Source organism: Flavivirga aquimarina, assembly GCF_030540835.1.
GTDB lineage: Bacteria > Bacteroidota > Bacteroidia > Flavobacteriales > Flavobacteriaceae > Flavivirga > Flavivirga aquimarina.
The window spans coordinates 1-23,265 of the sequence record NZ_JAUOEK010000094.1 but is presented as its reverse complement, the minus strand read 5'-3'; the positions used below and the strand labels follow the sequence as shown (position 1 = coordinate 23,265).

Annotated in this window: 18 protein-coding genes; 6 read left to right on the top strand and 12 right to left on the bottom strand. The window is 31.1% G+C overall.

Translation table 11 applies throughout. The annotated features are described in order from the left end of the window. Window positions 1-255: 255 nt before the first annotated feature. From Q4Q35_RS08610 to Q4Q35_RS08565, 11 genes are all read right to left on the bottom strand, one after another. Window positions 256-897 carry a RhiA family protein gene (locus tag Q4Q35_RS08610; protein WP_303277562.1) on the bottom strand — a complete coding sequence of 214 codons (642 nt, stop codon included), beginning with the start codon at window positions 895-897 and terminating at the stop codon, window positions 256-258. Window positions 898-969: 72 nt separating this feature from the next. Further along, a complete protein-coding gene (locus Q4Q35_RS08605) occupies window positions 970-1,653 on the bottom strand; it encodes a RhiA family protein (RefSeq protein WP_303277561.1) in 684 nt (227 codons plus the stop codon). A 370-nt stretch (window positions 1,654-2,023) separates the two neighbouring features. Beyond that, entirely contained in the window at window positions 2,024-2,770 is a 747-nt protein-coding gene (locus Q4Q35_RS08600) for a LytR/AlgR family response regulator transcription factor (protein WP_303277560.1), read from the bottom strand. Continuing rightward, window positions 2,763-4,340, bottom strand: a complete 1,578-nt coding sequence (locus Q4Q35_RS08595) for a tetratricopeptide repeat-containing sensor histidine kinase (protein WP_303277559.1) — start codon at window positions 4,338-4,340, stop codon at window positions 2,763-2,765. Before Q4Q35_RS08595 ends, Q4Q35_RS08600 begins: the two co-directional genes overlap by 8 nt. 260 nt (window positions 4,341-4,600) lie before the next feature. Then, window positions 4,601-5,056, bottom strand: a complete 456-nt coding sequence (locus Q4Q35_RS08590; RefSeq protein WP_303277558.1) for a hypothetical protein — start codon at window positions 5,054-5,056, stop codon at window positions 4,601-4,603. 568 nt (window positions 5,057-5,624) lie between these two features. Beyond that, window positions 5,625-6,527, bottom strand: a complete 903-nt coding sequence (locus Q4Q35_RS08585) for a geranylgeranylglycerol-phosphate geranylgeranyltransferase (RefSeq protein WP_303277557.1) — start codon at window positions 6,525-6,527, stop codon at window positions 5,625-5,627. 59 nt (window positions 6,528-6,586) lie between these two features. Continuing rightward, the gene (locus Q4Q35_RS08580; protein ID WP_303277556.1) at window positions 6,587-7,516 is read right to left on the bottom strand and encodes a mevalonate kinase family protein; all 930 of its coding nucleotides are present in this window, start codon (window positions 7,514-7,516) and stop codon (window positions 6,587-6,589) included. 30 nt (window positions 7,517-7,546) lie between these two features. Next, a complete protein-coding gene (mvaD, locus tag Q4Q35_RS08575; protein ID WP_303277555.1) occupies window positions 7,547-8,629 on the bottom strand; it encodes a diphosphomevalonate decarboxylase in 1,083 nt (360 codons plus the stop codon). Window positions 8,630-8,632: 3 nt separating this feature from the next. Beyond that, window positions 8,633-9,169, bottom strand: a complete 537-nt coding sequence (locus Q4Q35_RS08570) for a DUF1697 domain-containing protein (RefSeq protein ID WP_303277554.1) — start codon at window positions 9,167-9,169, stop codon at window positions 8,633-8,635. 34 nt (window positions 9,170-9,203) lie between these two features. Next, the gene (locus tag Q4Q35_RS22395) at window positions 9,204-9,308 is read right to left on the bottom strand and encodes a hypothetical protein (protein ID WP_367892737.1); all 105 of its coding nucleotides are present in this window, start codon (window positions 9,306-9,308) and stop codon (window positions 9,204-9,206) included. Window positions 9,309-9,485: 177 nt separating this feature from the next. Next, on the bottom strand, window positions 9,486-10,697 hold the full coding sequence (locus tag Q4Q35_RS08565) for a BaiN/RdsA family NAD(P)/FAD-dependent oxidoreductase (RefSeq protein ID WP_303277553.1): 1,212 nt from the start codon (window positions 10,695-10,697) through the stop codon (window positions 9,486-9,488). Between the two features lie 69 nt (window positions 10,698-10,766). Here Q4Q35_RS08565 and Q4Q35_RS08560 point away from each other — a divergent pair, with 69 nt between their 5' ends. Further along, complete coding sequence (locus tag Q4Q35_RS08560; protein ID WP_303277552.1) at window positions 10,767-11,588, top strand: hypothetical protein; 822 nt, start codon at window positions 10,767-10,769, stop codon at window positions 11,586-11,588. Between the two features lie 30 nt (window positions 11,589-11,618). On the opposite strand, the gene Q4Q35_RS08555 is transcribed toward Q4Q35_RS08560, so the two are convergent. Beyond that, entirely contained in the window at window positions 11,619-12,224 is a 606-nt protein-coding gene (locus Q4Q35_RS08555) for an RNA polymerase sigma factor (RefSeq protein WP_303277551.1), read from the bottom strand. 318 nt (window positions 12,225-12,542) lie between these two features. On the opposite strand from Q4Q35_RS08555, the gene Q4Q35_RS08550 reads away from it, so the two are divergent. The 5 genes from Q4Q35_RS08550 (at window position 12,543) to Q4Q35_RS08530 (ending at window position 21,682) form a co-directional block, all read left to right on the top strand. Then, complete coding sequence (locus Q4Q35_RS08550) at window positions 12,543-13,718, top strand: FecR family protein (protein ID WP_303277550.1); 1,176 nt, start codon at window positions 12,543-12,545, stop codon at window positions 13,716-13,718. 200 nt (window positions 13,719-13,918) lie between these two features. Further along, window positions 13,919-17,308, top strand: coding sequence for a SusC/RagA family TonB-linked outer membrane protein (locus Q4Q35_RS08545; protein ID WP_303277549.1), 3,390 nt, complete (start codon window positions 13,919-13,921; stop codon window positions 17,306-17,308). Window positions 17,309-17,320: 12 nt separating this feature from the next. Next, window positions 17,321-19,261, top strand: coding sequence for a RagB/SusD family nutrient uptake outer membrane protein (locus Q4Q35_RS08540; RefSeq protein ID WP_303277548.1), 1,941 nt, complete (start codon window positions 17,321-17,323; stop codon window positions 19,259-19,261). 47 nt (window positions 19,262-19,308) lie between these two features. Continuing rightward, on the top strand, window positions 19,309-20,481 hold the full coding sequence (locus tag Q4Q35_RS08535) for a DUF5000 domain-containing lipoprotein (protein ID WP_303277547.1): 1,173 nt from the start codon (window positions 19,309-19,311) through the stop codon (window positions 20,479-20,481). A gap of 28 nt (window positions 20,482-20,509) precedes the next feature. Then, window positions 20,510-21,682 (top strand): DUF4998 domain-containing protein, encoded by a 1,173-nt coding sequence (locus Q4Q35_RS08530; protein ID WP_303277546.1) that lies wholly within the window; start codon window positions 20,510-20,512, stop codon window positions 21,680-21,682. The last annotated feature ends 1,583 nt before the right edge of the window (window positions 21,683-23,265 follow it).

Sequence of the window (23,265 nt, the reverse complement as noted above, 5' to 3'; positions counted from 1 at the left end):
ATTTTGTACCTAATCCTTTTAAAACCTCTAATATTTTATCGTAATTTGCTTTAAAGTTGTGCATCGCTAATTGTTGTGTCGTAACTACAATTTACTGCTATTTAGTAGTTTGCACAACTTTTTCTAAATGCACAACGGGTTATAGTTATATACTAAGTTCCTTTGTTGCATAGCATACAAAAGGTCATCATTATTTAAAATATCATTAGTATTCATTTGTTTTTATCTTTTAGAATTACATTTATTATAGTAAAGTCATTTAATACTCCATATGTTGTCTTCTCCTAAAGTGGCCGTTAGGTTATATGTATTTAAGGGAAATGAAAATGTTTCTGTATTAGAAATATTGGTTAGGCTAAGTGTTTCTGACACTTGTTTTTGAGATGTAGTTGCTGCTACCCAATAGGTTGTATTGGAATCAAACTCCTGCGACGTGTTTACATAGGTTTGTTTTATACAAGTTGCGAAATTCGACATGCCTATACCCGTAGAAAAAGTAAAATTGGGTATGTTATTCCCTCCCATAATTAAAAACGCATCGGATGGCGTACCCGAAACTGGAGTTGAAAACTGAGGCGTATTGTTTTCAATATTAAAAGTTGTACTGTTATTTGAGGTTAAACTTGCTGATACACTACCTCCTGATTTAGGGATCACGTCCGCTTGTAACTTTCCAGTATTTAACCACCAAAAAGAATCATTCAAAGACCATGTAAATGTTATAAAAGACTGTAAGCCGATCTTATAAGGGCTTATCATCCAGACTAATGAGTAAATATCATTATCTGATTGGTTAGACATTTTTTGATAAATATAAAAGTACCAGCTATTCTCTGAATTGTTAACACACTTTAAAGAATATTGAATGGTGTTTTCATTTGAAAAGTCTAAAATCATAATTACATGGTATAAATGAGGCGAGTCCTAACAAACTCGCCTCATAGGTATTATTTTAAAAAACAAAGCTGCTTAATAATCTACAAGTGCTTCATTTAAAACTGGGTTTGGGCTAACTGTCCATTTTTGATCATCTCCCAATGTTGCATATAATGTATAAACATTTGTAGTGAACTTTACTTCTTCAGATCCAGCAATATTTTGAGCTAAGACCTCTCCCATTTGTGTTTGAGTGGCAGCTGCAATCCAATATTTTGGTTCTGGTGTATATACTTGAGTTGCATTTGTTAATGCTTGTTGTACAAAAGAACCTTGACCAGACATTCCTATTCCTGTAGAGTAAGTACTGTTAGGTACATTTGCAGCTTCATTTATAGTTAAACTTCCCGCTTGTCCTCCTGTAACAGGATCACTAAGTTGTGGCGCATTATCATCTGTACTAAATGTTGTCATATTTGCTCCATTTGGGTCACAATCTTTAAGACCACTAGCATCATAGGTAATTCCAGGTTTTATCGTGCCTGTATTTCCCCAAACAAAAGAATAATCAATACTCCACTCAAATGTTATTGAAGAACCTGGAGATATCTTATATGGAGAAGCAAACCAAGCTAATGAATAAATATCAGATGGTTGCGAAGGCATAGTTTGATATACATAAAACACCCATGGCACTGATGAATTATTTTTACACACTAATTTATAGGGTGTTCCAGTACTTGATTCATTAGCAAAGCTCATTCTTAAATGATTCATAATAAATTTATTTAAATTTCTTACTCATAAGGCTTTTCAGATTCCGCCCCTACAATTTATCTCTGCAGGAAGATTCGTTTATTTAAGTGGGGTCTGCTCCACTTTGTAATACATTGTTTCTAAATAATAAATCTCATTAGGCAAGCATTATAATTATGTAAATGCATGTAAGCCGTACATAGAAAAATTTATTAGAAACTAGGTTGGAAATAAATTCTGCTAGCTTTCTTTTATTCTATTCTAAAATTACAATAGGAGTAGCCCTTAAAGTAAAAAAAAGGTATAAGATGAAGATTCTTTTGTATGAGAGCAGGAAAAAATGACATAAGAGAAAAGGAAGGGGTTCTTTTTTATTTATTTTAACAAAAAACTACCTTAAAACTTGAATTTTCTTTATGAAGTCTTTGTATTTATCGCTAAGTATTGCTTTACGATTTCCGGTTAATATAATTAGATTATCTGCGGGTATTATTTCAACTATTTTTTCAATATTTACAATATAATTTCTATGTGTTCTACAAAACTTTGTGGTATCTAAAGTTTTTAAAATTTTAGTTAAGGATATTAGTATTACAAATTTTTCTTTTTCTGTTATTATATTGCAATAGCGTTCTTCTACCTCTATATAAACGATTTCTGAAATAAGTACTTTTTTTAAAGCTCTTCCTTTTTTAACAAATAAGTATTCATTGGTTATTACTGTATCTTGCTCTTCACTTAAAAAAACATCTGTTTGATTATTAAATTTTTCAACAGCCATTTCAATAGCGTACAATATTTCCAATTCATTAAAGGGTTTTAATAAAAAACTAAAAGGATGTGTGAGTTTTGCTCTTTCAAATATTTGGCGATCTTGTGAATTGGTTAAAAACACAAATGGTTTTGACTTATTGGGAACAACGCTAATGGTTTCTGCAAAGGTAATTCCTTCTGCATTGCCATTTAAAAACACATCAATAATAACAATATCTACTTTATTTTTATAAAACAAAGACAAAGCTTCTGCATAGGTGCTTGCTACTCCAACTAAATTATATTCATTTGTTAAAAGTAATTCCCCTAGTGCATCGCTATCGGTGGGAGTATCTTCTACAACCAATACGTTTACATTATCCATTTTTTTGATTTTTATGGAGTGATACAATTATTTTTGTTCCTTTACCTTCTTTACTTTCAATCATAAACCTACCTTCATTTTTTTTAATCATCGATTTGCATAATTGCAGCCCCAACCCTGTTCCTATAACATCTTCGTTTTTTTTCTTAGAAAGTAACATCGTTTCTTTTAGAAGCTCTTGACGTTTGGTTTCGCTCATTCCTAACCCGTTGTCTTCAATTACCAAATCGCAATAAGCTTCATCTCTGTTTAGAGTATACAATGTTATTAAACCATTTTGGTTAGAAAACTTTATAGCATTGTCTAACAAGTTTCTAAGAATAATTTTTAAAGATTCTTGATCTGCATAAACCCAATCATTTTTTGAAACCTTATTTTCAAAGTGAATATTTTTATCAAACATTAATGGTTTGTAGTTATATGCTATTTGTTCTATAATAAAAAACAAGCGCATAGATTCTTTATTAAAAAAAGATTGATTGGTTTGCAGTGAAGCCCAATGTAGCAGGTTATCTAATAAATTATAAGTGCCATTTGCTATAGCGCTGTTGTTTTGTAAAAGTTTTTCTAAGTTTTCTATGTTTTTAGTCTCTAAGTTTTCTGATAATTTCGTGTTACTTACTTTTAATGCATTGACAGCCGAACGTAAATCATGACTCACTACCGAAAACAACTTATCTTTCGTCGTGTTAAGTTTGTTTAATTCTGTTTTTTGAGCTAGTATAATTTTATTGCTTTTTACTTTTTGCTCATAAAAATAAATTCCTACTCCTAATAATAACGACAACAAAATAGAAGAATAAAAGAGTCCGTTCATTTCTGCTACTTTAAGTTTGTTTTCGATTTCCAGTAAACTAATTTCTTTTTGCTTTTGACTGATTGCATGTTTCTTTTCAAATTGAGCTATTTCCCATACCTTATTTTGATCATTTAAAGAGTCCTTCCATTGTTCGTATTCTTTTCTATAAGTTAGTGCCGCTAGAAAATTCTTCCTATTTTCTTCCACTACTGCCATATTTAGAGCTGCTTTTCTTTTTAACTCAAAATCGCTGATTGTTTTTGATAAACGATACGCTTTTTCAAAATAAGGAATGGCTTGCTTATCTTTATATTGCACATAATACAGGTTAGCTATGTCTGCATAAGAACCTATTAAATCTATAGTATCTTTATTTAATAATTGGAGTTCAGAACTTTTAAGCAGGTACGTTTCTGCTTTATCAAATTGGTTAAGATGTAAGTAACTAATTCCTAAATTATGTAAAACAGTACTCCTTTTAAAACCAAAATCAACATCCTCAGGTAATTTTTCTATTTCTTGGAAATAGCTAATCGCATTTTTAAATTCATTTTGATCTAATAATATTTCTCCTAAAGACAATCTTACTTTATAATAAAATAAAAAATTATTAGAAATTGTATTTAGCTCTTTTTTAGCCTCATTTAAGAGTTTTTTTTGCTTAAAACTAATTCCCCTAAAATAATAGCAATAGTCTATAAGGTCTTTATTATTAGTAGTACTCAATTGTTTCATTGAATATACTAAAGTGGAATCCCAATTTTTTTTCATAAAATATAAAGACGCTTTACAGAAATTAACTTCAGAATTAAATTCTTTAATTTTTTTCTTTATCTCAATATTTAATAAATTTTCGTCAGGCTGTTTTTTAGATAAAAGTGGAGGTGTAAAATGCAGTAAGGAAATTATAAATAATTTAATTTCAATCATTATATCTTTACTAATTGAAAGTTAATCATCATAAATATTAATAAAAAAAGTTTCACGAATAGTTGAATTCGCAAAACTCTTTTTAATTATTGTTATTTCATTTAGTTGGATTGCACTGTTGTTTCTGTTCCTCTGGATGTTACAGGGTCTATATTCCACGAAAAAGCTTCAATGGTTTTTATATCTTTTAATTTTACTCCGGCTGGTATCCCTTCTTTCGAAACTGTAAATGTAATTTGATACGCATTAAAATCATTAGCAGTTGTCTCTTTTAAATCATAATCTATAAAAAATTGGAGTTTTGGTTCTCCCGAATTATTTATACAATAAAGCTGATATACATTAAAATCTGGTGTTGAAAATAATGAATCAATAAAAACTATAACATCAACTTGAATTTCTTTGTTTCTAGTTATATATGATTCTACCAAAGGAGGTAACGGCGTTTTTGAACTTTTATTCAAAAAGAATATCTCTCCGCTTAATGTAACCGAAGTTTCTTTTATTAAGTTCCCCGGTGGCTTATTCAATACATTTTTTGATTTTGTTAGATTCATAATTGAGTAGTTTTAAATTAAAATTTATTTTAAATATTACTTTTTAATTTTTCCTATAAGAGACTAATAAGTTTTACAAAACAATCATTTTATATATTGCATTTTGCACATTGTACTTTTTATAATTAGCTATAAAACCAACATGCTTGCTTCTTTCTTATTTTGCCTTTTTTATTATCTAGTTAGTACTGTTATTACAAAATACAAAAGCCATCATTTAATAACAAAACTCCAAATAATCTGTTAATACAAATCATTATAAACATCACAATACGTATATAATTACTTACTATATGTACGAATATAGCTAATTTATTTTAATGTGAGTAGTTTTTTATATCAAAAAAGAATCGATTTTAACGGGGTAGGTCTTCTATAAAGATATTTTTTGGTTTATACCTGATACTAAGAAGTACAACAAACAAATGTGACTCTCTAACCATAAAATGTGCACATTTTTGTACTGTATTTACACAATTATGTTTAGCAATATTGCTTAATAACATTATATAAGAAATATTATTAAAAAGAAATTTAAAGGATTTGGTTGGTTAGATATTGAGTAGTGTTAAATTCTATTTAAAACGATGGTAACATCAATTAACAAAATACTAAAGACCCCTAACACAATAATGAATTTTAATATATTATGAAGTGTTAGATAGTGTGTTTTTGTTTTAGACTTCCAAAGTAATATCTGAAATCCCAGTAATAATAATGTACTCAAATAAAAGTACAAATACATATGCCCTACTTCATACTTAAACAACAACAAATAAGTTGGAATTAAAGTTAAAACAGATAAAATGGTTAACATTAATTTAGACGCTTTTTCGCCATAAATAATTGGAATGGTTTTATAGTCCTGTACTAAATCGCCTTTTATATTTTCTAAATCTTTAGTGAGCTCTCTCTTAGAAATAATTAAAAACAAAAACATCGCATGTACAAAAATGACCGTTTCGAAATTCTTGTAATACATAAAAACCGCAAAAAATGGTGTAATGGTTAAGATGGCCGATGTTAGATTTCCAACAAACGATACTTTTTTTAATTTATGAGAATAAAACCAAATGGCAAAAATGTAAATGGAAAAGAAAATAACTGCCAGAAAAGATACGTAACTAGCCATTATTACTGCCAAAAAGTTTAAGACAAAATAAAAAGAGAGTTTTGTATTTTGACTCACTAATCTGTCTAATCGGGATTTAATGGGTCTATTGATTAAATCTTTCTCCGAATCGTAAAAATTATTTATAATATACCCTCCTGCTATAGTTGCTGCAGAAGTTAAAACAATCATAAATAAATTGAGATCGAAAACGACTTGTTTTAACGGTTTGTTATGCGCCAAAATATAAATAGAAGCTAAATATTGTGCTATAACAATAATTAAAATATTGTAACCTCTTACAACAGAAAATAAGCTAAAAAACTTGAGTAAAATATGTTTTTGTTTTCTAGTTAACATCTGAAAAAAATTTATTGGGATCCTGAAAAAATTCAGGGAGACAACATGTATTATGAAGTTTAGAAGTTATAAACGACTTCTAATTTATAGTCACTAAGCGATTGTTTTGCTCTCTCAATATCTTCGGTAAATCCAAGAATATAACCACCGCCACCAGAGCCACAAAGCTTTAAATAGTATTCGTTTGTTTCTATACCTTTTTTCCAAAGCTCATGAAATTGTTGTGGAATCATGGGCTTAAAATGGTTTAAAACTACTTTCGACAAACGCTTTGTATTCTTAAATAATGATTTAATATTTCCATTTAAAAAATCATCAATACAGGCATCTGTATGCTTAATAAATTGGTCTTTAAGCATGCTACGAAAACCTTCTTGTTTCATATTTTCCATAAAAATACTCACCATAGGCGCCGTTTCTCCAATAATTCCACTATCTAATAAAAACACAGCGCTTTTACCTTCGCTTTTTTGTGAAGGGATGCCTGTTGCTTCAATATTATCTTTAGATTTTATAAGAATTGGAATGCTTAAATAACTATTTAATGGATCTAGTCCAGAAGATTTTCCATGAAAAAACGATTCCATTTCAGAGAAAATGGCTTTTAATTTTAAAAGTTTCTCTCTGGTTAAATTTTCTAAAACCGTAATTTTATCTTGGGCATATTTATCGTAAATTGCTGCAACCAATGCGCCACTACTACCAACTCCATATCCTTGCGGAATGGATGAATCAAAGTACATACCTGCTTCTACATGTTGTTTTAATAAAGCAATATCAAAACTTACTAACTCAGGCTTAATATTTTCTAAATAACTCACAAAGCGTTTTAAGCTTTCGTTAGATTCTATAGCACTTTTAGAAGGGTTTTCATCCGTCTTTAACGCACCTTTGTAAAAATTGTATGGAATTGACAACCCTTTGGAATCTTTAATGATTCCATACTCACCAAAGAGTAATATTTTCGAGTAAAAAAGAGGTCCTTTCATTTAACACTATTTTGATTTGGTTATGCAAATTTACAACAGTTTGGCTCCAAAACCAATTCTATCACTAATATAATGTCCATTTTGGCAATATGCAACTAACTCGTTATTAATGAATTCACAAACTTGTTCACTTTCATTTTCTGGGTATAACACATGTACATTAGCTCCTGCGTCTAAAGTAAAACAGACTTTTGAACCTGTTTTTTCTCTAAAGCTCCAAATCTTATTAATTATTTCTAAGGTGTTAGGTTTCATTAAAATAAAATATGGTATACTGGTCATCATCATGGCATGAAGCGTTAATGCTTCACTTTCAACAATTTCTATAAAAGTATCTAAATCACCTTCTTTAAATACGTTTATTAAGCTCGATAGGTTTTTATGAGCTTGTTTAAAACGTTCTTGTGCAAACGGATGCCCATTCATTAAATTATGACCTATGGTACTACTTACTTGTTTTTCTCCTTTGTCTACCAATAAAATTGTGTCCTGATAGTTTTTGAAGTTTTGATGCACTTCATAGGGGTACTTTACTCCCAATAAATCTGAACTTCCATCTATCGCTTCATGTTTTCCCCAAACTACCAAATCGCCTACCAAACTTCTACATGCACTTCCCGACCCCAAACGTGCTAGAAAAGAGGCCTTTTGAATAAAAAAGACATCGTCAATCTCTGAGCTTAATTCGCTTTCTACACTCAACAAACATAAAGCCAATGCACTCATTCCAGATGCGGATGATGCAATTCCTGAACTATGTGGAAAGGTATTTGATGTTTCAATTTTAAAATAATACTCTTTTAAAAAAGGAAGATAGCCTTCAATACGTTTAAAGAAAGTTTCAATTTTTGGTTTAAAGTCGTCTTTTTTTTCACCGTCTAAATAGACATCAAAAGAATATTCTTTATCCTCATTTTTCTTTTTAACAAAACTCAAAGTAGTGGTCGTTTTACAATTATCGAGTGTAAAACTAATGGATGGGTTTTCTGGAATCTGATGTTCTTTTTTGCCCCAATATTTAACTAAAGCTATATTACTTGGCGAAGACCATGTAAAGCTTCCGTTTTCAACAGATTTAGTATAGGGTTTTGGGGTAAAGTTCTGTGCTGTCATTCATTATATATCTTGCGACAAAGATAACAACTTTACCATAGTTTTATAATTTCTTGCAGTTGCTGTTATTTTTAGTTTACGTTCAAAAAAATTATTACTGCATTTAGTTTTTCCATAACCTATAGAGCAATAGAAATAAACGCACTCATGAGTGATAGCAAACGTTTCATTTGGATACGTTATTTTTGCAACAACATCAATCAATTCTTTATCTGGAACTGTATATAATAGTGTAAAATAACTGTTTATTTTATTTTCCTCAGGAAACGGACAATTATCGAAAATACGCTGTAAATCTTCTGGAGTTTTAACAAGAATCGGCACTTCAAAACCAAAGTGTACTTTTATAGCGTTATGTATTTTCAATTCTAATTTCTGAATATCTTTTTCTTGTGATTTAAAAATCACATTTCCACTTTGAATATAAGTTTGTACATGTTCTAGCCCCGCATCAGAGAGTAATGTTCTCAACACTGCCATCGGAACTTTCCTGTGTCCACTAACATTAATACCTCTTAAAAGTGCTATGTATGTTTTCATATTAAATGTAATTGTTCCTCCTAACAAGGAGAGATTAAGAGAAGTGTAAAATTACTTTCTTCAAATTTAAAATATAATCTTTAATGGCACGAATAACATTATCTATATCATTTATAATTTGATAATCTGAAAAGCGCAATACGTATACCCCTATTTCATTTAGTCGTTTTGTTTTCTTAACATCCTTATTTCAAATTTAGTCAAATTATTGCGTAACTGTCTAGCAAACTCTTTAAGTTTCTGATTGTAATAATTTTTTATACATCTTGATAAATTAAAAACACACCCCTAATCCCTTCTTATTAGAGGAGACTAATTACTTTGAAATATTTTGGGCAACAATATAAGCCCCTGTCCATGCATTCTGAAAATTAAACCCGCCTGTAATGGCATCAATATTCAAAATTTCACCGGCGAAATACAAATTTTCGTGAAGCTTACTTTCAAAGGTTTTAAAGTTAACTTCCTTTAAATCTATACCACCTGCTGTTACAAACTCTTCTTTAAAAGTACTTTTACCTGTCACTTTAAATACAGCTTCTGTTAACTGTAACGCTAGAGCATCTAATTGCTGCTTATTTGTATCTGCCCAAGTAGTATGTATTGAAATATTTGATGCGACTACTAATTGCTGCCATAACCTTTTTGGCAATTCGTATTGTGAAAATTTAAACACTGTTTTTTTTGCTAAATTTTGTTTAAATTCCTTTAAGCCTTCTAAACAATCTTTAAAAGATTGTTTTATAAAATTGATTTTAATTTGAAATTTATAATCTCGCTTTGCCAATTCTAAAGCACCAAATGCAGAGAGTTTTAAAATTGCCGGAGCACTCATTCCAACATGCGTTATAAGTAATGGACCTTCTGATTCTAAATGACTATCAACCACTTTAATTTCTACATTTTGAGCCACAACACCGGGAATATTTTTGATACGTGCATCATTAATATCGAACGTAAAAAGTGAAGGTACTGGTTGCGAAATAGAATGACCTAAACCTTCTAACAATTTCCACATTTTCGGATTACTTCCTGTTGCTATCAATATTTTCTTTGAATTAAAAATGCCTTCAGAAGTATCTAACTCCCATAAATCTTTTTGCTTTTGAATAGATTTTACGGAATGATTATACAACACCTCAACATGATTCTTTTTTGCCTCACTTAAAAAACAATCAATAATAGTTTGAGACGAATTTGATTCTGGAAACATACGACCATCGTCTTCTATTTTTAATGCAACACCTCGTTTTTCGAACCATTCCATGGTATCGCCTGTCATAAACCGATGAAAAGGCCCTAATAGTTCCTTTTCACCTCTTGGGTAATTTTGTACTAATTCGGAAGGTATAAATTCCGCATGCGTCACATTACAACGACCGCCTCCAGATATTTTTACTTTTTGCAACCCTTCTTTCCCTCGCTCTAAAATAGCTACTTTTAAATTCTGGTTTTGCTCAGCGATATTAATGGCTGCAAAAAAACCTGCTGCGCCACCTCCTACAATTATAACGTCGTATTCTTTCATATTAAAAATTACTGTGTAAATTTAGCATTATAAATAATGACAGCCTATATGTATAAATTTCTTTTATCAGTGATACTATTAACAGCTTCATGTAACCGAGATGGTGCTCAGGTCATTGCAGATTTACCTAAAATATTGCACGAAGTTTCTGGAACGGAAACCACGCCAAAATCGAATTTAATATGGATGCTCAATGATAGTGGGAATGCTTCAAAAATTTATGGCTTAAATAGGAAGGGGACTATTATAAAAGAGTTGAAAATAGACGCGAAAAACAACGACTGGGAAGATTTAACATCAGACAAGGCTGGCCATCTTTATATCGGGGATTTTGGAAATAATACTAATAACCGAAAAAATTTAAGTATTCTTAAAGTGAGCGCAAATGCTTTAAAAGGTTCGGGCAAAATTGATATTGAACGTATTTCTTTTACATACTCAAATCAGAAAAAATTTCCACCAAAAAAGAAAAAATTACATTTTGATTGCGAGGCTTTCTTTCATTATAACGACAGCTTATATTTATTTACTAAAAGTCGTGTAAAGAATGATTTCGGGAAGACGCATCTCTATAAAATCCCTGCCAAAAAAGGGAATCACGTAGCCGAATTGGTTAGTACATTTAGTTCTTGTAATGATTTACATTGTTGGGTAACTTCTGCAGATATAAGCGCTAGTGGTAAACAGGTCGTATTATTAACTCAAAAATCATTTTTTGTATTTACTAACTTTACTTCAGATAATTTTTTTAACGGTACCTTTAAACAATATGATTTTAAATATGAATCGCAAAAAGAAAGTATTTGTTTTAAAGATAAAAACACGGTTTATATTACTGATGAAAAGGCACATGGTGAAGGTGGAAACTTGTATGAGTTTAAATTAAAATAATTTCCTTTTTAGATTAATCATGATATTTTCTTAAATACAAGAATATACCCTTATCTGTTTTTTTATTCTCATAAAAATCAACATAAAAAATCCCGTGTTTTTAGACACTAAGATTTTTTTTATTTTAGCAATAGATCGACTAATATGTTTTTCAACCGTTTTTTCGGTAATTCCTAACTGGTTTGCTATTTCTTTATAACGGTAGTTTTCTTTTTTATTAAGTAAAAATACTTCTTTTTGGCGTTCTGGTAATTGTTCTATCGCCTGTTCTATTAAATTGAGTTTTTCTTTAAATGTGTCATCATTTACAGAATTAATCATATTAATAAGAGTTTCATTTTTGTATTCGAAAAGTACTTTTTCTTCTTTTACTTTTTTAGAATAAGCTGTCGCAAACGTATTATAAACAGAGCGATATAAATAACTTTTAAGGGATGAATGTATATTAAGGGAATGCTTATTTTGCCATATTTTTAGCATAACGTTTTGTACAATATCTTTAGCCAAAGGCAATCTTCCTGTTAAATTAAAACAATACAACACAAGATCGTCAAAATAGGTTAAGTAAATATGTTCATAGGCTTTTTTGTTACCCTTCCTTAGTTCATCTACAATTTTTTTTTCGTTGTTAAACAATTTTTTTAATATTATATATAACTATCCCCCTCAGTCATAGCAAGATTTTCTGTGTTTTATATAATTGACATTTTACTTTGGCAAAATAAATACCTGTAAATTATAATAAATAATCTTCAGGATGAGTCCATGAGGTATTCAACAGAGAAAAGTTTATTTTTTATTAGTTATGTTATTTTTTTATTCATTAATCAGGGACTTCGAATTTAGAATATTAAAGTAGTAGAATACAAATATTAGAAAAAAATATTAAAAAAGGTGTAGGGATTTTAAAAAAGGTTATGTCATATATAAAATGCTAATAAACTATAAAATTAGATGACATATAAATCTAAACAGTTAGAAATCATTATTCAAAAATATTTTGATAATGAGACCAATAAAGAAGAACTATCCTACTTAATCAATTCATTTTCCAACGAAGACATAAAAAAGGCGTTTAAAGAATCGGTGAAGATTCAATACATCGTATCGAAAAAATTCACAAATATAGATACCGAGACTGCATTCAAGGATTTTCTTGCACAAATTAATCAAGATGAGGAAAAGGCTCAAAAAAGAAATAAAATCATCGCATTATCTATTTTAAAATATGCTGCCATATTTATTGGTTTAATTGGTATAGGCTATGTATATCAAACACAAATACGCAATCAAAATGTAACGTACCCTAAACTTAAAATTAAGGAAGAGGTTATCACCTTACAACGAGAAGATGGCAAGGTAGAAATTATTGAAGCTACCAATAACAAAGCTGTTATTAATAAAAATGGACAAAAGGTAGCTCAACAACAAGGAAACAAAATTGTTTATCAAGGTGATATGGATGTAGAAGCGTTGGTGTATAATACCATTAAAATTCCTTACGGTAAAAAATTTCAAATAGAATTATCAGACGGCACTACAGTTGATTTAAATGCAGGCTCATCGCTAAAATACCCCATTCGCTTTTTAAAAGGACTTGAAAGAAAAGTATTTATAACAGGTGAAGCCTATTTTAATGTAACCGAAGATAAAACCCACCCTTTTGTTGTAAATACAAAACAGATAAATGTTAGTGTATTAGGCACCGAATTTAACCTGTCGTCTTACGAAGAAGACGCTTACATCAATACGGTATTAGTAAATGGTAAAGTAAAAGTAAATGATGCTGATAATGCAAATACAAATGCAGAAGATTTTTATTTAACACCAGGGCAGTTGGGGGCTTGGAGTAAAAATAAAAGCGATTTTGTGGTAAAAAATGTTGACACAAATATTTACACAGCTTGGGTAAAAGGAAAACTTATTTTTAACGATATACCTTTTAAAACAATTCGTAAAAAATTAGAAAGACACTATAATGTCGTCATAGTAAATAACAACAATAATTTAGATGAAAGTACCTTTAAGGCTTCTTTCGATATAGAAAATATTGAAGATGTGCTGGAAGTCTTTAACCTTAATTTTGGTATTGATTATCAAATTATTAATAACAAAATAATAATTAATTAATCCTAAAACCACTAATTGCCTATGACGTAAACTTTAATGTTAACTAGACTATTAAAAAAACCGGAAAATGCAGCAACATTTCCCGATTAAAATAAAAATGATCGAACTCAAAAATTCATCAAATTTAACTTTACAAAAGTATGAAAAAACCAATTAATTCTAGGTGGAACATTTTTTTCACCTTGAAATTCGATTTAAAAATGAAACTAACTACATTTTTAATTATTGTATCATTATTTCAAATACAAGCCAATAATGTCAATTCTCAAGAGACTAAAGTCACTATTAATATGACAAATGCTAGTATTGAAGATATTATTAACAAGATAGAATCTCTTACCAAATTTAAATTCTTCATAAATACTCAAGAAATTAATTTAAATAGCGTAGTAACAATTAATGAAAGAAAGAAACGTATTTCTACGATATTGGACCAATTATTTTCAGAAACTCAAATTTCTTACGAAATTTTTAAAAAGCAAATTATTCTAAAAAAGAAAAAAGTTAATGAGACTAAAATTTTATTTAATAGCAATACTTCTGATAAACAAGAAACTAAAGTAACAGGAATCGTTTACGACGATTTTGGCACTCCTTTACCTGGAGCTACTATTGTAATTGTAGGGGGTAAAGGTGGAGCAATAAGTGATTTTGATGGCAGGTTTTCTGTAAACTTGACTTCGGGTGACCAAATTAAAGTATCGTATATAGGATTAAAAACTAAAACAATTACATACACAGGGCAAAAAGAGTTTGTAATTAATATGGAATCTGATATTAGTCAGCTTGAAGATGTTACTATTGTCGCTTTTTCAAAACAAAAGAAAGAAAGTGTTATTGGGTCTATAACAACAATTAAACCTGCCAGCCTTAAAGTTCCTTCAAGTAATCTTACAACCTCCTTTGCGGGTCGAATTCCTGGTATGATTGCCTATCAAAGAAGTGGTGAGCCTGGTCAGAATACTGCTGAATTTTACATACGTGGTATAACGACTTTCGGTTATAAAAAGGACCCATTAATTTTAATCGATAATAATGAAGTTACAACAGAAGAACTATCACGTATTCATCCTGATGATGTTGCGAGTTTTTCAATCATGAAAGATGCTACGGCAACATCCCTTTACGGGTCTCGTGGTGCTAATGGTGTTATTTTAGTGACTACTAAGGAAGGGACTGTTGGTAAATCAAAAATGAGTATTAGGTACGAACAAGCAAGTTCCAGCCCAACCAATATGGTAGAACTTGCAGACCCAATCACATACATGAACCTGCATAACGAGGCTGTTAGAACTCGTAATCCATTGGGTATTATACCGTATTCTCCAGAAAAAATAGCAAATACAATTGCTGGGGCAAACCCGAATGTTTATCCCGCTAATGATTGGCATGATATGTTATTTAAGAAAAACGCTATTACTAGGCGATTAAATATGAATATAAGTGGAGGTGGAAAAGTTGCTAGGTATTATGTAGCTGGCAGTTATTCAGTCGATAATGGCATATTAAAAGTTGATAAAAAAAATAATTTCAATAATAATATTAAGCTTAACCGCTATATGTTACGTTCGAATGTTAACATTAATATAACAGAGACCACAGAAGTAGTAATTCGTTTGCAAGGGGCTTTTGATGATTATTCTGGACCAATTGATGGTGGCTCCGAAATTTTTAGAAAAGTTATGAGGACAAACCCTGTTCTGTTTCCTGCAACATTTGAGCCAGATTTTGCCCGTGTACAAGCACAACATATTCTTTTTGGAAATGCAGATACAGGTGGTTTTAATAACCCATATGCTGATATGACAAAGGGGTATAGAGAATCTACAACGTCTCAAATTTCTGCACAGTTTGAATTAAAACAAGATTTAAGTTTTATAACAGAAGGGCTTTCCGTTCGTGGTTTATTTAATACCAATCGTTACTCCAATTTTGACGTAAGCAGGTTTTATAACCCTTTTTTTTATAAGGTATTAAGCTATGATAAAAAAGAAGACACTTATATATTAGAAGCATTAAATGAAAATAGTGGCACTGAATATTTAGGATATAATGAAGGTGGAAAGGATATAAATTCTACTATTTATTTTGAAAGTGCTGTAAATTGGAATAAAACGTATAATGAAAAGCATGCTGTTAGTGCCTTATTAGTAAGCAATATGAGGTCTCAGGTGGTTGCTAATGCTGGTGATCTTCAAAAGTCTTTACCATATAGAAATTTAGGCTATGCAGGGCGTGCAACTTATGCTTACGACTCACGCTATTTTGCAGAATTAAATTTCGGATATAATGGTTCAGAAAGATTTGCGAAAAAAGAACGATTTGGTTTTTTTCCCTCTGCAGGATTAGGGTGGATACTATCTAACGAGAGCTTTTGGAATGGGAAAATTAAGGATATATTCAGCAAGGTTAAATTCAGGGCTACTTACGGATTGGTAGGAAACGATGCTATTGGGAGTGAAGAAGATAGATTCTTTTACCTTTCAAATGTTAATTTGAATGATGGTAATAATAGCGCTGCATTTGGAACCTATGGCCAATGGGGTAATGCCTATTACAGACCTGGAGTATCAATTTCTAGATATCCTAATGAAAATATTACTTGGGAGAAATCCAAAAAAATTAATATCGGTTTAGAGTTAGAACTTTGGAAAGAGTTGTCCATTGATGCAGATATATTTAGTGAATATAGAAGCAATATATTAATGGATCGTGCTGCAATACCATCAACAATGGGATTACAAGCTGCTATTAGAGCGAATGTAGGTGAAGCTTCAAGTAAGGGGCTAGATATTTCTTTTAATTATAACCATTCTTTTAATAAAGACTTGTGGATAACAGCTATGGGAAATATTACATATGCAGCAAGTAAATTTGAAAAATATGAAGAACCGCTATATGAGAACGAACCATGGAAATCACGTATTGGTAATTCACTTACAGAAAATTATGGCTATGTAGCAGAACGTCTTTTTGTGGATGAAGAAGAAGTTAGAAATTCTCCAGTACAGTTTGGTGATTATATGGCAGGAGATATTAAATACAAGGACATAAATAATGATGGTAAGATTTCAGAATTAGACATTGTTCCTATCGGATTTCCAAGCAGTCCAGAAATTGTTTATGGTTTTGGCTTTTCTGGAGGTTGGAAAAAATTTGATCTATCTGGTTTCTTTCAAGGTGTTGGAAGAACATCTGTTTTTATTGATGCCGATACAACCTCTCCTTTTATAAGTCAGCAGAATGCCCTCTTAAAAGCTTATGCAGATGATCACTGGTCTGAAGACAATCGTAATGTGTATGCTTTATGGCCACGCCTGTCTGAAACTAGTATTGAAAATAACTTAGTACGTTCTACTTGGTTTATGAGAAATGCAGCATTTATGCGTTTAAAGTCTGTTGAAATCGGTTACACTTTACCAGAAAAACTATTATCTAAAGCTAAATTAACAAAATGTCGTTTTTATGCAAGCGGGATCAACTTACTTACTTTTTCTCGATTCAAGTTATGGGATCCAGAAATGGGAGGAAACGGGTTAGCATATCCAATTCAAAAGGTTATCAATTTTGGTGTACAAATGTCATTCTAAATAAAAAAAATAATGAAAAAATTAAATAAAACAATATTGGGATATATGGCTTTGTTTAGCATAGTGTCCTGTAGCGATTATCTAGATGTTGTACCAGATAATGTGGGAACCATAGAATATGCCTTTAGAAGTAGAAATGAAGCTGAGAAATATTTGTTTACCTGCTATAGCTACCGTCCAGAAATCGGAAGTGTAGATAAAGACCCAGCCATGGCTTCTGATGAAACGTTTAACCGGTATGAAACTAATGGAGGAGGTTATGTATGGGCCAACACAATAATATCTCGTGGTTTTCAAACAGTTACAGACCCTGTTTTAAATACTTGGGATGGCGAAGGCTCTTCGAAATCAGCGTTTATAGGTATTAGAGATTGTAATATTTTTTTAGAAAACATAGATTCTGTAGTAGACCTTGAAGCGTATGAGAAAAATAGATGGATCGCTGAGGTTAAATTCTTAAAAGCATTTTACCATTACTATCTTTTCAAGTGTTATGGGCCTATTCCAATCATTGATAAAAACCTATCGATTGATTCCAATTCAGAAGAAGTACAAGTGTATCGAGAGCCTATAGATGATGTTGTTACTTTTATTATAGATTTGATGGCTGAGGCGGCTATAGATTTACCTAATGCAATAGACATTGTAGAAGGTACTGAGGCTGGTAGAGTTGATAAGCTGGCAGCTTTGGCCATACGAGCAGAAGTATTAATATATGCAGCAAGTCCACTTTTTAATGGTAATCCAGATTACAGTGGTATGGTAGATAATAAAGGAACGCAATTATTTCCTCAAAATTATGATGAAAATAAATGGGTTTTAGCAGCAGAGGCATGTAAGCAGGCTATTGATATTTGCCACGATCAAGGAAAGGAACTCTATGATTTATTAGACCCTTTTGTTTTAAATGCAGACCCTATATTTCAACAACAAACCATATACCGTGAGGCAATCTGTGCTCGTTGGAATAAAGAGCTCATTTGGGGAAATACAAATTATAATGATCGTTTCCTATCAAGAAGCTCACAGGCAAGACTTGTACGAATGGAACCCAATGTTATATACAGAGCTACTGCAGAATATTCTCCTACTTTAAATATGGTAGAAAGATACTATTCATCTAATGGAGTTCCTATAGATGAGGATATTGACTGGCAAAATAATTCTTGGTATGGAAATAGGTTTAAGGTTAGGGATGAACCAGCCAAAGTGGAGGAAGAAAAACTTATTGAATTAAATGAACAAACAGCTAATTTACATTTTAATCGAGAATCGAGATTTTATGCGAGTATAGGTTTTGATAAGGGTGTTTATTTTGGAAATGGGTACTACCAATTCACAGATACAGATCGTAATGTGAAATATTGTGATTTTTTAAATGGGCAAGTTTCAGGGTATCAAGGAGGTGCAGGATATTCAATTACAGGATATTCAATAAAAAAGATGCATAGTTTTAAAAACCCACATACATCTCAAGTTGCTGGAGAGGAGTTCTACCCCTTTCCTATTATGCGCTTAGCAGATCTTTATTTATTATATGCAGAAGCATTAAATGAAGTTAATGGTCCTAATAATGAGTCTTTTATTTATTTGGACGCTATTAGAGCCCGAGTAGGTTTAGATGGTGTTAAAGCGTCATGGAGTGCACACTCAACAAGACCTAACAAACCAGATACTAAAGAAGGATTGCGTGAAATTATTCATAGAGAACGCGCTATAGAATTGGCTTTTGAAGGAAAACGTTTTTGGGATATCAGACGTTGGAAACAAATACAAATTATGAATAACCAACCCAGAGGTTGGAATATACAAGGAAAAACTAATGAAGAGTTTTATAAAGTGGTCACCTTACCACAAACACCATTGTCATTTTCTCTCAAGGACTACTTTTGGCCAATTAAAGAATCAAACTTATTCGTCAATCAAAATTTAATTCAAAATTATGGTTGGTAATAATGTTTCCTATTATTTGTTAAACTCATATTTAAAAAATGAAAAAAATGAAAAATAATATAATTTTATTAATGCTTTTTGGTCTATTAATTTATGCTTGCGATCAAGAAACAATTGGTCAACAACCAATAGAAAACGACCCTCCGGGTATCATTACTAATACGAAAGTAGAAAATATAGCTGGTGGTGCCTTAATTATGTTTACACCTCCTAAAGATGAAGATTTTCTTTATACCAAAGCCGTTTATTACCGTAAAGAAGGTGTAAAAAGTGAATCTAAAGCATCCTTGTACGCAGATACCTTAAAAGTAGTAGGATATGGAGATATAGAGGAGCATGAGGTAGAATTATTTGCTGTAGATCGTAGTAGAAACGAGTCTCCTGGGGTTAAAGTTACAATTAAGCCATTGGAGCCAGCAATTATAACGATTGCTAACAGTCTGGAAATTATTGAAGATTTTGGAGGGATTACCTCCACATGGGTTAACGAAAATGAGGCTGAAATTTCAATAGTTATTAAAGAAAGAACTGATGAAGAGGAACTTCTGCCACTAGAAACATTTTATTCAAAATCAAAATCTGGTAAGTTTTCTATTTATGGCTTAGATACCATTCCTCGAAATTTTGAAGCCTATATTGAAGACCGTTGGCAGAATCGTTCTGCAATAAAAGAATTTGTATTAACACCTTTTTATGAGACAGAACTTGATAAAGCATTGTTTAGTGCTGTAGAGCTACCTGGAGATGGACCAAACCATGCTTCTTGGTATATGTCAAATATATGGAATGGTACACCTAGTCCAAATGGATATTCTTCATTGGGAGGGCAAGGTATTTGGCCTCAATCAATTACAATAGACCTAGGGGTTTTGGTTAGATTAAGTCGAATAAAAGTGTATCAACGTATAGAAAAGGAAAATTATATTTTTGGAGAAGGGAATCTTAAAAGGTTTGAAGTATGGGGTGCTGAAACCCTTGATTTAACAGGTAATTGGGATAGTTGGACTCTATTAGGAGATTTTGAATCTATAAAACCATCAGAATTACCATTTGGTCAAATTTCAGAAGATGATAGGTTTGTAGCTACAAATGGCGAAGATTTTTCTTTTTTATCGTCAAATCCCAAGGTAAGATATATTAGGATATTGGTTAAAGAATCATGGGCTGGTGGAGATAATTTTCAAATTATGGAACTGGATATTTTTGGTGATAATCGTTAAAATTTAATAATTTATTTAAAAAAAAATAATGAGACAAATATCTTATTTTAAGTTCCCCTCGCATAAAGAAAAGTATCTGCGAGTTATAAATAATAATTTGAAACTAAAATCTAATACCTGTTTACTATGCCTGGTATTTCTTTTAGCAGTTTTGCAATCATGCTCTAAAATGAATGATTTGCATCAACCCTATTTAGATGAAGGAGAGATTGTATATGCAGAAAAAGTAGATACTGTTGAAGTTAGGCCTGGAAATAAACGAATCAAGTTAGATATGCATATTAATACAGAAAGCATAAAAACAACTCGTATTTATTGGAATAATTATACAGACTCGGTAGATGTTGATATCGCAAACCAAAGAGGGGTTTTTGATAGAATAATAGAAGACTTAAATGAGCAGCAATATGTTTTTCAATTTGTTAATTTTGATAGTTACGGAAATAAATCACTACCATATGAAGTTCTAGGACAGGTGTATGGCGACGATTTTCAAAGTTTAACCTCTAATAGAGCCATAAGTGGCGATGTATTACTTGTTGAAAGTAGTAGTGAATTAATTATTAACTGGTCACTAGATGTTACAAATGTTGCCTTTTGTGAGTTAATGTATACCAATATAAATGATGTTGAAGTTACGCAAATAGTTCCAGCAGCAGAGAATGTAACTGTACTACCTGGTTTTAAATCAGATTTAACATATTTCACAGCTTCAAAGCCCGATTTAACAGCTATTGATCTGTTTTTCTCAGAAACTATTTCTGTTGGAAAGATTTTATTAGATTACAATGAATGGGAGATAGAAGCCTTTTCAACAGAACATACTGGTTCAGATAACACTGTGGCAAATTTTATAGATGGCAACCAAGAAACACGATGGCACTCACTAGCTGGAGGGTCTAGCTATCCACACTGGGTTATAATTGATTTACAACAAGAAGTATATTTTTCTGCAGTTGAAATTTTTAGAACGACATTTCAAAATGGTGGTGATAATAGAGCTCCAGATAAAATCCAATTAGAAGTTAGTAAAGACAATGCAACATGGACAGACTTTGGTATTTTTGATTTTGATAGAAATAGTAATGATGGGCAAATTTATCCAGTAGATCTATTAGAAGAGGTACGTTATTTAAGATTTACAGCTACAGAAGGACCAGAAGATAATTTGGTACTTGGAAAAATTCAATTAATAAAATAGAAATAATTAATAGCGTTATTACATTGGAATCAGCATAAACATGAGGCTGAATTCTAAGTTAAAAACTAAATAATTCAGTCAAAAAAATGAAGATCTTTCAATAAAAAGACAGTCTTTTTTTGCATCTTTGGATATAGCTAAAATCATAAAAGCCTGTTAATAATATAATTAACAGGCTTTTGTTGTAAATTGATATACTACTTTGTCGGGGTGGCAGAACTAACCACCACTTTATACCACACTGTTTTACAGTATTTTAATTCGTTTTTTCAATAATGCACACCTATTTGTACACTAAAACCATAAAAAGAACTTTAAAGATATAATTTGCTCTTCTTTGGTGTTATAAAGGTACAAATTATATGAATATTAATGAATTTTATTCTGCTTAAGAATAATTATAATTTGATAATATTAAAAATCATACAATCCTCTTCTAAACCTTTCAAACTCCCCTTCTGTAAGTTTCAACCTAAAATAAGGCTTTCCAATATTTCCAACCTTGAAGATAAAGAATCTCTTTTAACTGCCATCAGCCTCCACCAACTTTTAAAACGTTCATCAGCAGTAAAACGTTTTAAAAAGATGAAGATTTAAGCGGTTGATATTTGAGCACAAAGGCAATCTTCAGCTTTTTAAAATGATAGCCTAAATGGCGATTGAATATCCCGTTTGAGTGTTTTTTAGTAATTTTTGCTGCAAATAATTGCCTGTTTATTGGGGTTACGAGCGTTTTTGCGTCAAATCTCCTTTTTTACACTTTTGACCCAACCTTGTAAAACCCTTGAAAACATTGGCTTTAGGGAGTAAATAAAAAACGTAACGTGGCGCCAGCCCGTTACCCTCTTGCTCTACATTTTTCCCGATGGTCAAAATTCCGAGCCACCTGATTGTTCCAATCAGATGCTTTTTTTTAATTGGTAATTGATAGGTGTTCAATAGGAAAATTAAATCACAACAAAAATGACCATACGTTAAGCCTTTTTTGTGGCTTATCTAAATATAGGTTCTATTGTTTTATAATAAAAAGCGTGATTTGATGCCAATTGGTTAAATTATTGAATTGGTTTTAAATAAAAGGGATCTGAAGAAATACAGCTTGAGAAACGTTAGTTCTAAAAAAAGGAAACGTAAAAACTAAGGGAGTTTAAATTGAAAAAAAATCTTAGGATTGTGTTTCTTTTGGGTGTACTTCTTTGGAATATTCAAACCGAAAAAACCATAATATAGATAACCAGTAAAAAGGACTTATTTGCTTTGTTATTTTCATTTACAATTCCCTTTTTGTGTTTTCTCACAGGGATTTCCAATATGCGTTTTACTTTGGTTTCCATAAGATGTGACTTTAATTAAACAATATTTGTGCAGGTTCCAAAACGAAAAGCAACTATTTGTCTCAAATTTTCAATTAAAAAATTGGATGGGTCCCCTGACGAAGGAAGCGGGTTAATGCCATTATTTAAGCAGATAAATTTGATGGTAAATTGAACGCGCTGTACTTAGTGCCAATATTTATTTATGTCCTAGCGCAGCGTTCCTTTTTGCTTTCGTTTTCAAAGGAAATAGTAAAGATGCGCAGCATA

Coding starts and splice junctions, on each gene's coding strand:
- Q4Q35_RS08595 (WP_303277559.1), bottom strand. CDS start 4,340: ATGAAAAAAAATTGGGATTCCACTTTAGTATATTCAATGAAACAATTG.
- Q4Q35_RS08535 (WP_303277547.1), top strand. CDS start 19,309: ATGAAAAATAATATAATTTTATTAATGCTTTTTGGTCTATTAATTTAT.
- Q4Q35_RS08540 (WP_303277548.1), top strand. CDS start 17,321: ATGAAAAAATTAAATAAAACAATATTGGGATATATGGCTTTGTTTAGC.
- Q4Q35_RS08590 (WP_303277558.1), bottom strand. CDS start 5,056: ATGAATCTAACAAAATCAAAAAATGTATTGAATAAGCCACCGGGGAAC.
- Q4Q35_RS08530 (WP_303277546.1), top strand. CDS start 20,510: ATGAGACAAATATCTTATTTTAAGTTCCCCTCGCATAAAGAAAAGTAT.
- Q4Q35_RS08585 (WP_303277557.1), bottom strand. CDS start 6,527: ATGTTAACTAGAAAACAAAAACATATTTTACTCAAGTTTTTTAGCTTA.
- Q4Q35_RS08550 (WP_303277550.1), top strand. CDS start 12,543: ATGACATATAAATCTAAACAGTTAGAAATCATTATTCAAAAATATTTT.
- mvaD (WP_303277555.1), bottom strand. CDS start 8,629: ATGACAGCACAGAACTTTACCCCAAAACCCTATACTAAATCTGTTGAA.
- Q4Q35_RS08580 (WP_303277556.1), bottom strand. CDS start 7,516: ATGAAAGGACCTCTTTTTTACTCGAAAATATTACTCTTTGGTGAGTAT.
- Q4Q35_RS08610 (WP_303277562.1), bottom strand. CDS start 897: ATGATTTTAGACTTTTCAAATGAAAACACCATTCAATATTCTTTAAAG.
- Q4Q35_RS08570 (WP_303277554.1), bottom strand. CDS start 9,169: ATGAAAACATACATAGCACTTTTAAGAGGTATTAATGTTAGTGGACAC.
- Q4Q35_RS08565 (WP_303277553.1), bottom strand. CDS start 10,697: ATGAAAGAATACGACGTTATAATTGTAGGAGGTGGCGCAGCAGGTTTT.
- Q4Q35_RS08600 (WP_303277560.1), bottom strand. CDS start 2,770: ATGGATAATGTAAACGTATTGGTTGTAGAAGATACTCCCACCGATAGC.
- Q4Q35_RS08545 (WP_303277549.1), top strand. CDS start 13,919: ATGAAACTAACTACATTTTTAATTATTGTATCATTATTTCAAATACAA.
- Q4Q35_RS08605 (WP_303277561.1), bottom strand. CDS start 1,653: ATGAATCATTTAAGAATGAGCTTTGCTAATGAATCAAGTACTGGAACA.